A 13,398-nucleotide genomic window follows, 5' to 3' on the forward strand; every position below is an offset into this window, starting at 1 on the left:
TAACCAGCGTCTGTTATGCGGAACTCGGTCACCAGGTTATTTGCGTCGATCAAGATGAAGACAAGATCGATATGCTAGGAATGGACAGATTCCTATTTATGAGCCGGGGCTAGAAGTCCTTTGTACGCATGAATATCATGGAGGAGCGCCTTGAATTCACTACGGATACCACCGTTGCTACTCAGTTATCAGACTTAATTATACTTGTGGTCGGAACACCCTCCTTGCCAACCGGCGAAGCCAATCTGACTTACATAGAGAAGGCTACAAGCGATGTTGCGATAGCAATGAACGACCACAAAGTAATTGCGATTATGGTTTCAGTCGAAACTAATCACCGAATTCAAGGCGTATTAAAACGTCCGATTCTGATTGACGGTCGAAACATGTTTTGTTCTGAGGAATGATGCAAGCAGGGATTCAATATTACTCTGTCGGTCGCTCTTATCGCAATTGCAGGAATAGACGGTTATCAAATAAAAGTTAAATCTATAGTGTTGGAGGCATTATCATGCTAAAGCTACTACTTCGCTCTACCTTATGCCTAATCATGCTGCTCTCCGTAATCGGAATAAACGCACTGGCTGCTGAAGGGCCTTCAACGGCCCCTCAGTCTCCTGCTTATAAAATATTATTGTTTACAAAAACCGAAGAATACCATCACGATTCCATTCCTGAAGCAGTGGCGGCAATTCGTCAACTTGGCAGACAAAATGGGTTCGCGGCGGACGTGACGGAAGATGCTTCTATGTTTACCGATTCCGGACTAGCTCCATATCATGCAGTGGTATTTCTACTTACGACAGGTGATGTACTAAACGCCCAACAAGAAGCGGCATTCGAGAGATACATTGAAGCAGGTAACGGTTATGTCGGGATCCATGCCGCTAGTGATACGGAATACGATTGGGCTTGGTACGGTGGATTAGTAGGAGCCTATTTGAAGAATCATCCGGACGTTCAATCAGCTAATATTCTCATAGACGATAATACCCATCCTTCCACTGCGGACCTACCTCAAACCTGGACCCGTTCGGACGAGTGGTATAACTTTAGGGTTAACCCTCGTGGTTCCGTTCATGTATTAGCCAGAATTGATGAGGGAACATATTCGGGCGGTAGTATGGGGGTGGATCATCCCGTCACTTGGTGTAATGCCTATGATGGAGGGCGTTCTTGGTACACGGCGGGCGGTCATGTGAAAGAGAGCTATAAAGATCCTCAGTTTTTAAAGCATATTTTAGGGGGAATTCAATATGCAGCTGGCGTCAAATTCGGAGACTGTTCTGCTTCGGTAGATCGCAACTATGAGAAAGTAATTCTAGATAGCAATTTGCAGGAACCTGTGGATCTTAGTGTAGCCCCTGATGGAAAGATTGTTTATGTTGAGCGTAATGGGAGTATTAAAATATACAACCCAACAACAGAAACAAGTTTATTGGCCGGGAATCTAAAAGTATCGGTAACTGGTGACGATGGCTTAATGAGCGCTGTGCTTGATCCGAATTACCCGTCTAAACCTTGGCTCTATCTGCTATATTCGCCGGAAGGAACAGAGTCGATCTATCGGGTCTCGAGGTTCAATCTTACATCTGATCGAGTCGATATGACTTCCGAAAAAATCCTTTTGAAGGTACCGATTCAACGTGATGATTGTTGCCACGGCGGAGGTGCAATGGAGTTTGATTCACAAGGCAATTTATATATCCCGATCGGTGACAATACTAATCCGTTCGAGTCCAACGGGTTCGCTCCGTTAGATGAAAGGGCAGGAAGAGCTTTTAAAGATTCACAAAGAACCGCTGGTAATAGTAACAATCTCGCCGGAAAAATTCTAAGAATACGCCCTTTAGATGACGGCTCCTATACTGTTCCTGATGGGAATTTATTCCCTAAGGACGGGTCAATGGGCAAACCTGAAATATATATCATGGGGGTTCGTAATCCGTTCCGAGTAACTGTGGATTCGAAGAACAATTGGATTTTCTTCTCAGATGTTGGTCCAGACGCTAATGTGGACGATCCATTAAGAGGCCCCAAAGGTTATGACGAGTGGAATTTGGCAAAGTCGCCAGGGAATTATGGATGGCCATATTGTATAGCTAATAATCAGCCCTATCGTGATTTTGATTTTGGGACTAAAACTAGTGGTGAGCTTTTTTCGTGTGAACAACCAGTCAATAGCTCGCCAAATAATACAGGAGTTCAAGCTTTACCGCCTGCTCAGAAAGCTTGGATCTGGTATCCGTATGGGAAGTCGACCGAGTTCCCCCAATTGGATGATGGTGGCGGAAGAACGGCAATGGTTGGCCCTATTTATACCTGGAAAAAGGAACTCATGTCCCAAATTAAATTCCCTAGCTACTACAATCAAAGCCTCTTAATATATGACTGGTCTCGGAATTGGATCAAAACAGTTAAGTACGATGAGAACGGAAAGATCATTTCGATCTTGCCATTCTTACCTACGTTCAAATGGGATCACCCAATCTCAATGAAATTTGGAGAAGACGGGGCCCTATATATGATTGAATATGGGGAAGGAACCAAGGAAAGTAACGGTAAGTTGGTACGCGTCCAATACAATGCAGGCGTTCATAACCCGGTGGCAGTTGCTAAAGCAGATAAGACAAATGGAGCAACACCGCTTGTTGTGCAATTTTCTAGCAAGGGGTCCTTCGACCCTAATGGAGAAGAACTAACTTACCTATGGAAATATGGTAGCTCTTCATCTACATTACCCAATCCGAAGTTCACTTTTACTAAGGCTGGTAATTATAACGCTACACTTACTGTTACGAATCGTTCTGGCAAAACTTCGAATGCAATTATTCCAATCACGGTTGGAAATAATGCTCCGGTGGTTACTGTAACGAATCCACCTGAAGGCGGATTCTTTTCATGGGGGGAAAAGGTCCATTACCAAGTGAAAGTTCTAGATGCTGAGGACGGGAGCACAGACAATGGCAAAATCAGTTGTAGTTTGATTACTGTACAATCAAAATTAGGACATAACGAACATAGCCATCAGACTGGGCAGCATACCGGCTGTTCCGGTGAATTCGACACGATACTCGGCGACTCTGAACTTGAAGACTTGTTCTACATTGCTACTTTTAGCTTTAGAGACAGTGGCGCCAAAAACGTATTGCCTATCAGAACAACAAAGGAAGTTATTCTTCAACCGAAGAGGAAACAAGCTGAATACTACACGAGCATGAGCGGAGTAACCGTTATGGAGCTCAAGGATAAATCTGGTGGCAAGAACCTAGGGAATATAGACGATGGGGATTGGATTGCATTCAAACCGATTAACCTTAAAAACATTAACTCCATAACATTTAGAGTTGCCTCTGGTGGGCTAGGGGGAAATATATCTGTCCGTTCAGATTCGTTATCTAACCCGGAATTGGCGAAGATAACTGTTTCTAAAACGGAGTCTTGGCAAGATTACCAAGAGATAACCGTTCCGATAAAAGATCCAGGGGGCACTCATGAACTTTTCTTTGTGTTCACCTTAAAGAACGGAGCGAAAGGTCTTTTCAATTTAGACTGGATTCAGTTCAATGGGCCGGGTATTTCGCATTCTTAACGCCCTACTTGACGAACCGTGTTTACGACTCTACTAGCACTAAGAAGAACCTTAACTTCATACGTAAAACGGTCTGAAGGACTGCGCCACTATCTAGGCGTACCGAATCAGACCGTTTTTGTATTTATATGCGAATCAAATTTGATCGCAATTCCTTCTAGGAGGACATCCGCAAGAGGACGTGTTTCGAGAACAGCCTTGGGGTAAAGTTCCAAATTACCATTAATAGTGACTGAACAGGAGAAGGAGGCGAGCCTGCTTGAAAGGAATTTTGCTGGCAGGAGGAAGCGGGACGAGGCTGTATCCGCTGACGATATCCGTATCGAAGCAACTGCTTCCGATCTACGATAAGCCGATGATTTACTACCCGTTGTCCGTTCTGATGCTGGCGGGCATAAGGGAGATTCTGATTATTTCGACTCCGTTGGATATTCCGAGATTCCAGCAACTGCTTGGAGACGGCTCCCAGTGGGGACTTTCTTTATCTTACGAGGTTCAGCCGTCGCCGGATGGAATCGCGCAAGCGTTTCGCATCGGCGAGACGTTCATCGGACAAGACGACGTTGCCCTCATCCTCGGCGACAATCTTTTCCACGGTCATGGGTTGACCGAGCTGCTCCACTCCGCCATGAAGCGCAACCGCGGAGCGACGGTATTCGGATATGCGGTGCAGGACCCGGAGAGGTTCGGAGTCGTGGACTTCGATGCCGACGGCCGCGTTCTCTCCATCGAGGAGAAGCCGAATCAGCCTGCGTCCGAATACGCGGTCACAGGGCTCTACTTCTATGACAATCGGGTAGTCGATATCGTCAGGAGCATGAAGCCTTCCGCTCGAGGAGAATTGGAGATTACCGACGTGAACAAAGCCTATCTGAAGGAGGGGCGGCTTCGGGTCGAACTCCTCGGCCGCGGCTTCACTTGGCTCGACTCCGGAACCCACGAATCGTTGATGATGGCTTCGCAATTCATCGCGACGATCGAGAAGCGGCAGAGCCTTAAGATCGCTTGTCTCGAAGAGATCGCTTATCGGTGCGGGTACATTAGCGCGGAGCAGGTACAGGAGCTTGCGAAGCCGATGGCCAAGAACGAGTACGGCCAATATTTGTTGAAGCTTGTGTCGCGACGTTCCCTCCAACCCAGGGCTTATGTGTGAGACCCTGAAGCGTAGGCTTGCATTGTATAGAGAGAACAGCCATTTACCAAGGGCGACGAAGGAGAATTGTACATGAAGCTGCTAGTGACCGGCGGCGCCGGTTTCATCGGAAGTCAGTTCATTCGCTATATGTCGGCTAAGTATCCGGAGTACCGCATCGTCAACCTCGACAAGCTGACGTACGCGGGCAACCTCGACAATCTGAAAGAGCTGGACGCGAAAGCGAATTACGAGTTCGTTCGAGGAGACATTGCCGACGGAGGAGAAGTCCGCAAGCTGATCGGCGAAGGCGGCTTCGACGCCGTCGTCAACTTCGCGGCGGAGTCCCATGTGGACCGCAGCATCGAGGACGCGTCGATCTTCGTGCGCACGAACGTGCTTGGCACGCAGACGCTGCTGGAGGCCGCACGCCAGGCGGGAGTGGGGAAGTTCGTTCAGATCTCGACCGATGAGGTGTACGGCACCTTGGGAGAGAACGGCTACTTCACGGAACGGACGCCGTTGGCCCCGAACAGTCCCTACTCCGCGAGCAAGGCTGGCGCCGACCTGCTGGTCCGCGCCTACTACGAGACTTACGGGATGAACGTCAACATCACCCGCTGCTCGAACAACTACGGCCCATACCATTTTCCCGAGAAGCTGATCCCTCTCCTTATCACGAACGCTCTTCAAGACAAGCCGATTCCGGTGTACGGCGACGGACTCAACGTGCGCGATTGGCTGCACGTCCGCGATCATGCGGCGGCCATCGACAGGGTGCTGCACGGCGGGAAGCCGGGCGAGGTCTATAATGTCGGCGGGCATAACGAGAGAACGAACCTCGATATCGTCCGCTTCGTTCTGACCCGCTTGGGCAAGCCGGACAGCCTAATCACGTTCGTCGCGGACCGCCTCGGCCATGATCGCCGTTATGCCATCGACGCGACGAAGATTCGCGAGGAGCTGGGTTGGGAGCCGTCGATCTTCCTCGAGCAGGGGCTTGCGGAGACGGTGGACTGGTTCGTGGACAATCGGGATTGGTGGACCAAATCCAGGATCGGAGAGAACAATCATGGCGCATAAATTCGGACGGGTTGCGGTGACGGGAGCGGGGGGCATGCTCGGCGTCGATATGTGCAAGGCGCTGGAGCCGCATGCGGAGCAAGTGCTGGCATGGGACCGGACCGCTCTGGACGTCACCGACCTGGAAGCGGTCTTGACCATGTTCCGAATCCACCAACCGGAAGCCGTCGTGCATTCGGCGGCTTATACGAAGGTCGATCAAGCGGAGGCAGAGCCGGATCTGGCGTTCCGGGTGAATGCGATCGGCGCGCGCAACGTGGCTCTCGCGGCGGAGGCGGCCGGAGCCAAGATGGTCTACGTGAGCACGGATTACGTGTTCCCCGGGACGAGCGAGAAGCCCTTGAACGAGTATCAGGACACAAGCCCGATCAACGTCTACGGCGAATCGAAGCGGGGTGGCGAGTGGCTCGCCAGCGGCTTGGTTTCGCGCCTCTTCATCGTTCGGACCTCTTGGCTGTACGGCGATCATGGGCCGAACTTCGTGAAGACGATGCTGAAGCTGGCGGAGAAGAAGGAGCCGATACGGGTAGTCGGCGATCAGATCGGCTGCCCGACGTACACCGTCGATCTCGCCAGGACGATCGTCCGGCTGCTGGAGACGGAGAAGTACGGAACCTATCATGTCTCCAACTCCGGAGCCTGCTCGTGGTATGAGTTCGCCGAACGAATCTTCGACCTTGCCGGGCTGTCCGTCGATCTATCGGCGGTGACCAGCGAGCAATTCAAACGCCCCGCTCCGAGACCGGCATATTCGGTCCTCGATCATATGGCCCTTAGGGTGAACGGCTTCCCGCCGATGAGGGATTGGGAGACCGCGCTTAAGGAATACCTGCGCCATAATCAACTGCTCAGGCAAGAATCGAGGCCTATCGAATGCTGACCATCGAGCTGCTGGAGCGATCGTACAACAAGCAATCTCCGCTTCTGGCATGCGAGCGGGACTATCGGGCCTCCTTGGAGGAGATCGGAAGTCAGGGGGTGGCCGGTCCGATCTATCAGATTCTGAAGGAGAACCAGTCGCTTACGAGCGTGCCGGCGTTCTTCAAGGAAGGGTTGGAACGGCAGCGGGAGCGTCATTCGTATCTAAACCTGTTGATCAAGAACGAAGCGGAGCGGATCGTCGCCGCTCTGGACAGCGAAGGGATTCCGGCCATCGTCCTGAAGGGGCTATGGCTTTCCCGCCGTCTCTATGGAAGCAGCGGCGTTCGCCAGACCGGGGACGTCGATCTGCTCATCCATAAGGAGCAATTGGAGGCTGCCTCCAAGGTTCTTCTATCGCTAGGGTACATAGACGTGGATATCGAGAGGCACAGCTCCTATCATCACCTGTTCGGCAAGTGGAACCCCAGCACCAAGATGCCGATTCATGTGGAGCTTCATTGGCATGTCGTGCAAACGGATTATTGCCGAATGGAATGCGACTCGTTATGGGAGCAATCCCAGCCGCTTCCTTCCCGCGATCGGATCCGGGAGCTGTCCATTCCGGACTTGTTCTACACGTTATGCTTGCACGGCGCCAAGCACAACATGGCTTCGCTGAAGCACGTCCTGGATATCGTGCGGACGATTCATCTCTACGGCGCCCAGATCAGCTATGAGAAGCTGCTCCGCAGGGCGAGAGAGGATCATCTTTACGGCATGGTCGTCATGGCCTTATCCGTCGTCTATCGTCTCATGCCGCACCTGATGCGGGTGAAGCCTTTCGGCGAGACGAAGACCTGGTTCCCTTGGAATCAGGAGCTGGCATGGAGGAAGGAAGAGGATTATCGGCTGTTCCGTTTCAAGGGACTGGCCTACTACCTTCATCAAGTGTTGTTCACGCTGGGGAAGCTGGATCTTCCGAGATACCGGATTCTATACCTCTGGCGAATGGTCTTCCCGCCTCCCGAGCTGATCCGAATCTACTTGGGGCGGCCGGCTACGGATTCGAGCTTTGGGCTGTACATGCGTTGGATTGGACGTTTCCGGCAGGCGGGCAGGAGGAAGGCGGCTCCCGCGCGCGCCGCCGATATCATCATTCAAGGGGAAGACCTTCGATGAAACTTGGTAGAAGAAGACGTTGGCTCTGGATTAGTTTATCGGTCGTTACGGTGCTTATAGTCGGAGCTTTGAGCTTGATCGGCTATCTCTACTGGTCGGTCAAAGAAACGGCAAGCGAGATTTACGAGCCGCTTCCCTCGGACCGTCCGAGGTACGTGAGCACGGACAAGGAGATACCGGCGTCGCCTGCTCCCGTGCAGACGGAACAATTGTCTCCGTTCTCCGTCCTGCTGCTCGGAGTAGATGAACGCGAGAACGACAGAGGGCGCTCGGATACGATCATCGTGATGACCGTCAACCCGAAGAGCAAGAAGATCCTGATGTACAACATCCCTCGCGATACGCGGACGGAGCTGGTGCTTCGGGGAACCCAGGATAAGATCAATCACGCCTATGCCTATAACGGAATCGAAGGGTCGCTGGCGACGGTCGAGAAGTTCGTCGACATGCCGATCGACTATTACGTCGAAGTGAACATGGAAGGCTTCAAGCTCATCGTGGATACGCTGAACGGCGTCGACGTGAACAATCCGTTCGCATTCGATTACGAGGGCGAGAAGTTCCCGGCCGGGCAGCAGCATCTGAACGGAGAACAGGCGCTTAAATTTTCCCGCATGAGGTACGACGATCCGAGAGGCGACTTCGGACGGAACGACCGCCAGAAGCAAGTCATTCAGGATGTCATCCACCGGGCGACGAAGTGGAACAACACGAGCGCGCTTCCGTCCATTCTGAACGCTATCGGGGACCACGTCCGTACGAACCTGACCTTCGGGGAACTGCAGGATCTGGTGCTGAAGTACAGGAAAAACCTGAACGACATCGAGACCACCTTCATCGAGGGGCAAGGGACGATGATCAACGGGATCTACTATTACGTGGTCGATCAGAAGGAAAGGGACCGGATACACGAGCTGATGAAGCAGCAGCTGGCCGCGACGTCCTGAGGAGGAGAGAGAATGAGAAGAACGTTTGCGTTCGGCGCCATTCTGGTTCTGCTCTGGACAGGCCTGATCTTCGTATTTTCCTCGGAGCCGTATAAGAAGCAGAGCATTCAGCCATTGCTGCATGAGCGGCTGTCCGGGAGCCCGCTGCTTCAAGACATTCCGGATATCTCCTTCACTTATGACGACAGTACGGTTTCTTCCCGGAAGGATCCGTTCGAATTCCTGGAATTCATTTTCCGCAAAAGCGCTCATCTGTTCATGTACGGCATGCTGGCGATATTCTGGAGCCTGCTTCTGGGCAAGATTTGGCGACTACGCGGCTGGCGGCTTCTGCTTCCCGTTCTGGCGGTCGTGGCGGCAACGGCCTCCCTGGACGAGTGGAATCAGTCTTTCGTAGAAGGCCGAACCTCCTTGCCGAGCGACGTGGGGATCGATCTTGCCGGAGGATTGTTGGGATTCCTGTCGTTACGTGCGATCGCAATGCTACATAATGTGTTGACTAGATACAGGTTGTATCATAGAATAAGGACAGAAAAGTGAGGTGATACAAATTGAAAACCTATGAGAAACCAGAGGTGTTGGTTCATCAGGCTGTCGTATTCGAAGGCCATTCGCAGCCTTCCGGTCATCCCGGTTGGCCATGGCCTGGAGGCGGTCATGGCGGCGGTGGCGGCCATGGCGGCGGTGGTCACGGAGGCGGTGGCGGCGGCCATGGCGGCTGGTAATCGGCACCGCGGCATGGCTAAAGCAAATCTTGCATGCACGCAGGGGAGAGAGAGCTTGCTCTCTCTTCCATGACGATCGACATAGGAGGAACTCCAGGTGATTGAGAGATGGCAGCGCTTCGGCAGCTTGCTGGTTCGGCTTAGGTTCGTTAGCGCCAATGCGGCTGCGTTCACGAAGCATACGATCGGCGATCAATATGTAGACGTAGCCCCGGGTACGGAGCCCGATTATTCGCTTACGCTTGAAGACGGCTACGGCGAGAACTACGACGAGGTGACACCCGTCGGCTACGAGAAGAACGAGCGGGGCGACTTCAGGGTGTCCCGGGCAGACTTCTTGGTGGAATCGACGGCGGACTTGCGGGAGGCGCACATCCGCTTCTATAACTACTTCGGGCTTCGGACGGCGCTGCTGAATTGGTACAGCCGGATCCTCTCCAGGCTGGATTGGGGGATGCTGATCCATTCCTCGTGCATCGTTCAGGACGGGCAGGCTTACCTCTTCTCCGGATATTCCGGAGCCGGCAAGTCGACGATCGCTTCGATGTCGCAGCCGAGACCGATTCTTGCCGATGAGACGACGGTGGTCGAGATTCGCAAGGATGGCCGGATCCTGATTCACGATTCGCCTTTCCGCAACGACTTTAAAGAGCCCTACCGCGAGGGCCCCGTTCCTCTGAAGGGAATCTACCTTATCAAGCAGTCTCTGAATATCGAGCAGCATCGAATGACGAAGAGCGACGCGATGTTCGCCTTGTTCGACAAGATTGTCCATTGGCGGCACGAGAACGCGGACACGATCGGGCTCATTCGCCTTAGCAAAACCTTGGTGGATCGGGTTCCCGTATACGAATTGGAATTTCAGAAAAACGATCGATTCTGGGAGGCAATCTCATGAGACTGGAAAGACTGCAAGCGGTAGAAGTGCTGAAGATGGACGGAGAAGTCATCATTCTTAACCAGGAGACCTTCGCGGTCACGAAGCTCAACGGCACGGCGGGCTGGATCTGGGAACAGCTCGATAGCGGTCTCACTCAGGAACAGCTGGTTGAGAAAATGGCGGCGGAGTACGAGGGAGCGGACACCGAGCAGATTCGCGCGGATCTCGACCGTTTTATCGATCAGATGTCGGGCATCGGGCTGATTCAGCGTGCGGGATGAGCTTCTCAGCACGTTCCACGGACTCATGAAGGCGAAGGGGGAAGTGATTCTTCCGGCCTCGGGTCTGAGCATGTACCCCTATATTCTGCCCCGGGATGAATGCCGATTCGTTCCCTTTGACGGACGAATGGCTCCCGGACAGATCGCTCTCTTCGTCAGCGAGGAAGGCGTGCTGATCTCCCATCGCCTGCACCTTGCGGAGCTGCACCTTGCGGAGCCCTGGAATAAGGAAGAACGATATTGGCTGCGCGGAGACGGCAACTTCAGCGGCGACCGCCCGGTCGGCCGGGCGCAGATGATCGGGATCTTGGTCGAGGTAACGCGCAACGGGAGGAAAATAGCCGAGAAGCGCTTCGACCGGAGATGGTGGGGACGGCTGGCGGTCCGGTACCCGCGGCTGCTGAAGCTATCGGCCCATGCCTCACGGTGGCGTGCGAAGCGAGAGTCGGCCTTCACGGACGAAGGAGGAGGACAAGATGGCGTCTCGAACCGCTTCCCTGAATCTCCCGCAAGAGGAGCAGCCTCCGGGAATCCATAAAGGAACGGACGAAGAAGCCGATCCGGAAGCATGGAGTTCCCCGCTCTCGGAGGAGGGGCGAATGGAACGAAGGACGGTCGTTCTTCGGGCCGCCGGACTCGAGATTCGCGATGCCCAGGGAAGGTGCCTCCGTTCGATCGAACGGCAATCGGTAGCCGGAGCCGTCGTGCGCGAGACGGGCGGCGGGGCTTGGCTCGAGCTGGAGCTGACGGACGGCGGCGTCGTTCGGGCGGCGATGAGCGCTCTTGCCGGGGCGAGCGGCTTGCAGGCATTCCGGGATAAGGTTGAACGATGGGCGAGTCAGACGAACGAAGGCTTCCGGGAAAAGGCTAATGGCGAGTCTACGCAAGAGGGAACCGAGACCAAGCTGACCTGGCGAAGAAGGCTTAAGGCGCTGTCCGGCCTGCTGGGCTACGCCGTTCCCCATCGCAAGGCGATTCTATTCTCCTGCGCAGTGCTGCTCGTCGGAGTCGGATTCGAAGCGCTGCCCCCTTATCTGATGAAGCTCATGGTCGACGAAGGCATTCTGCAAGGCTCGGTTACGAGATTCGTCGGCTTGATCGCGCTTCTTCTGTCGGTTTATTTTCTCCAGGCTGGATTCCAGGTTCTCCGCACCTCCATTACGATTCGAATCGGCAACCGAATGATGAGCCGTATTCGCAAGGATATGTTCGACAAGCTGATGAAGCTGTCCGTTCGCTATTATGAGAATCGAGCGACCGCGCCTTTTATCGGGCGCATTCAATATGACACCTCGTGGGTGCAGGGCTTCCTGAGCGAAGGAATCCCGCAGCTCGCTGCCCAGACGGTTATGGCATGCGCGATCTTCGCCATCCTGTTCGCGATCGATTGGCGGCTTACGCTCGGAGTCGCGGCGCTGCTTCCGATTTGCGCCTTGCTGGTGCTCTGGCTGTGGCCTAGGATGCGCTCGCGGATGAACCGCACCTGGAATACGCAATATTGGCTGCAGAAGTACATAGGGGAAGCCCTGCAAGGCATTCGGGTCATCAAGGCTTTCCGCCGCGAGGACGAAGAGAAGCGGCGTTTCAGCCAGTTCAACGAGGAAGCGGTTCGGAGGGCCATCGATCAGCAACGCATGCTTCAATGGCTCCAGCCGGGAATGAATCTGGCCATCTCCGCGGGAATCGCGCTCGTTTGGCTTATCGGCGGCCAGTACGCGATTCGAGGCTCGTCGAGCCTCGGGACGCTGATCGCCTTCACGACCTACCTGTCGATGTTCCTCGGCCAACTGCGTTGGAACATGAATCTGGCGAGCCAAGCGAACGCATCGATCGCTGCTGCCGACCGAATTTTCGATCTGCTTGGCACGGACGATGAACTGCAGGTGGAAGGCGAGGCGGTAAGAATGCCTGCGGCCAAGGGCGAGATCGCCTTCGAAGAAGTAACCTTCGGTTACGAGAAGGGGCGCGAGGTGCTAAGAGACTTCAGCCTGCGGATCCGGCCGGGGGAGAAGATCGGCATCACCGGCCATACGGGAGCCGGCAAGTCGACGCTCCTTCAATTGCTTGGCCGTTTCTACGATCCGGACGCCGGAGCCGTTCGGCTGGATGGAGTCGATCTTAAGCGGATCGATCCGGCGGATCTGCGGAAGAGCATCGGCATTGTCTTCCAAGACACGTTCCTGTTCGACGGAACGATCGCGGAGAACATCGCTTACGGCGTCGCGGATGCTTCGCCGGAACGGATCATGGAGGCGGCGCGCCTTGCCCGCGCCCATTCCTTCATCGAGCGCCTGCCCTTCGGGTACGACACCCGGGTAGGGGAGCGCGGAGTGAGATTGTCCGGGGGAGAGAAGCAGAGAATCTCCATCGCCCGAACGCTGCTGCTGAACCCTGCGATCCTGCTGCTGGACGAAGCGACTTCTTCCGTCGACCAGGAGACGGAGCGCGATATTCAGGAAGCGCTGGACGTCCTGAGCGCAGGAAGAACGACCATTGCGATCGCCCATCGCTTGTCCACCCTGCGGAACTCGGACCGGATCGTCGTGCTCGAGCAGGGAAGGCTCGCCGAGATCGGAACGCACGAGGAGCTGGTCCGTCGCGGCGGCATTTATCTCAAGCTGCTCGAAGCGAGGCGCGAGCTTCCGAGACAGGCCGCAACGGCGGGCTGAACGAAGACGGAGAGGAATCGTCCGTTTAGGGAATGGAGCGAGGAAGGAG

General features: G+C 54.2%; 12 protein-coding genes and 1 pseudogene. All 13 read left to right on the forward strand.

Features of this window, described 5'->3' with window-relative positions:
* Positions 1 to 8: 8 nt before the first annotated feature.
* A pseudogene (locus tag ELR57_RS20505) lies at positions 9 to 407 on the forward strand (hypothetical protein); the annotation flags it as partial.
* Between the two features lie 104 nt (positions 408 to 511).
* On the forward strand, positions 512 to 3,592 hold the full coding sequence (locus ELR57_RS20510) for a ThuA domain-containing protein (RefSeq protein WP_126960960.1): 3,081 nt from the start codon (positions 512 to 514) through the stop codon (positions 3,590 to 3,592).
* 259 nt (positions 3,593 to 3,851) lie between these two features.
* Positions 3,852 to 4,745: a glucose-1-phosphate thymidylyltransferase RfbA gene (rfbA, locus tag ELR57_RS20515; protein WP_126960961.1), complete on the forward strand. Its 894-nt coding sequence runs from the start codon at positions 3,852 to 3,854 to the stop codon at positions 4,743 to 4,745.
* A gap of 72 nt (positions 4,746 to 4,817) precedes the next feature.
* Positions 4,818 to 5,807: a dTDP-glucose 4,6-dehydratase gene (gene rfbB, locus ELR57_RS20520; RefSeq protein ID WP_126960962.1), complete on the forward strand. Its 990-nt coding sequence runs from the start codon at positions 4,818 to 4,820 to the stop codon at positions 5,805 to 5,807.
* Positions 5,797 to 6,687 (forward strand): dTDP-4-dehydrorhamnose reductase, encoded by an 891-nt coding sequence (gene rfbD / locus ELR57_RS20525; protein ID WP_126960963.1) that lies wholly within the window; start codon positions 5,797 to 5,799, stop codon positions 6,685 to 6,687. Before rfbB ends, rfbD begins: the two co-directional genes overlap by 11 nt.
* Complete coding sequence (locus tag ELR57_RS20530; protein WP_126960964.1) at positions 6,681 to 7,847, forward strand: nucleotidyltransferase domain-containing protein; 1,167 nt, start codon at positions 6,681 to 6,683, stop codon at positions 7,845 to 7,847. The genes rfbD and ELR57_RS20530 overlap by 7 nt, the downstream gene beginning before the upstream one ends.
* The gene (locus tag ELR57_RS20535; RefSeq protein WP_126960965.1) at positions 7,844 to 8,794 is read left to right on the forward strand and encodes an LCP family glycopolymer transferase; all 951 of its coding nucleotides are present in this window, start codon (positions 7,844 to 7,846) and stop codon (positions 8,792 to 8,794) included. Before ELR57_RS20530 ends, ELR57_RS20535 begins: the two co-directional genes overlap by 4 nt.
* Before the next feature lie 12 nt (positions 8,795 to 8,806).
* The gene (locus ELR57_RS20540) at positions 8,807 to 9,334 is read left to right on the forward strand and encodes a VanZ family protein (protein WP_126960966.1); all 528 of its coding nucleotides are present in this window, start codon (positions 8,807 to 8,809) and stop codon (positions 9,332 to 9,334) included.
* Positions 9,335 to 9,355: 21 nt separating this feature from the next.
* A complete protein-coding gene (locus ELR57_RS28120; RefSeq protein WP_192896603.1) occupies positions 9,356 to 9,592 on the forward strand; it encodes a hypothetical protein in 237 nt (78 codons plus the stop codon).
* A gap of 24 nt (positions 9,593 to 9,616) precedes the next feature.
* Positions 9,617 to 10,417 carry a hypothetical protein gene (locus tag ELR57_RS20545; RefSeq protein ID WP_126960967.1) on the forward strand — a complete coding sequence of 267 codons (801 nt, stop codon included), beginning with the start codon at positions 9,617 to 9,619 and terminating at the stop codon, positions 10,415 to 10,417.
* On the forward strand, positions 10,414 to 10,680 hold the full coding sequence (locus ELR57_RS20550; protein WP_126960968.1) for a PqqD family protein: 267 nt from the start codon (positions 10,414 to 10,416) through the stop codon (positions 10,678 to 10,680). The genes ELR57_RS20545 and ELR57_RS20550 overlap by 4 nt, the downstream gene beginning before the upstream one ends.
* Positions 10,670 to 11,218, forward strand: coding sequence for a hypothetical protein (locus tag ELR57_RS27920; protein ID WP_158630103.1), 549 nt, complete (start codon positions 10,670 to 10,672; stop codon positions 11,216 to 11,218). The genes ELR57_RS20550 and ELR57_RS27920 overlap by 11 nt, the downstream gene beginning before the upstream one ends.
* Positions 11,157 to 13,349, forward strand: coding sequence for an ABC transporter ATP-binding protein (locus tag ELR57_RS20555; protein ID WP_158630104.1), 2,193 nt, complete (start codon positions 11,157 to 11,159; stop codon positions 13,347 to 13,349). Before ELR57_RS27920 ends, ELR57_RS20555 begins: the two co-directional genes overlap by 62 nt.
* Positions 13,350 to 13,398: the final 49 nt, after the last annotated feature.

This window comes from Cohnella sp. AR92 (assembly GCF_003990975.1).
In the GTDB taxonomy this organism is placed as follows: Bacteria; Bacillota; Bacilli; order Paenibacillales; family Paenibacillaceae; genus Cohnella.

Bases quoted from the DNA above. Each gene is read 5' to 3' on its own strand.
- ELR57_RS20550 (WP_126960968.1), top strand. From the start codon at position 10,414: ATGAGACTGGAAAGACTGCAAGCGGTAGAAGTGCTGAAGATGGACGGA.
- rfbD (WP_126960963.1), top strand. From the start codon at position 5,797: ATGGCGCATAAATTCGGACGGGTTGCGGTGACGGGAGCGGGGGGCATG.
- rfbB (WP_126960962.1), top strand. From the start codon at position 4,818: ATGAAGCTGCTAGTGACCGGCGGCGCCGGTTTCATCGGAAGTCAGTTC.
- ELR57_RS20530 (WP_126960964.1), top strand. From the start codon at position 6,681: ATGCTGACCATCGAGCTGCTGGAGCGATCGTACAACAAGCAATCTCCG.
- ELR57_RS20535 (WP_126960965.1), top strand. From the start codon at position 7,844: ATGAAACTTGGTAGAAGAAGACGTTGGCTCTGGATTAGTTTATCGGTC.
- ELR57_RS20510 (WP_126960960.1), top strand. From the start codon at position 512: ATGCTAAAGCTACTACTTCGCTCTACCTTATGCCTAATCATGCTGCTC.
- ELR57_RS20555 (WP_158630104.1), top strand. From the start codon at position 11,157: ATGGCGTCTCGAACCGCTTCCCTGAATCTCCCGCAAGAGGAGCAGCCT.
- ELR57_RS28120 (WP_192896603.1), top strand. From the start codon at position 9,356: ATGAGAAACCAGAGGTGTTGGTTCATCAGGCTGTCGTATTCGAAGGCC.
- ELR57_RS20540 (WP_126960966.1), top strand. From the start codon at position 8,807: ATGAGAAGAACGTTTGCGTTCGGCGCCATTCTGGTTCTGCTCTGGACA.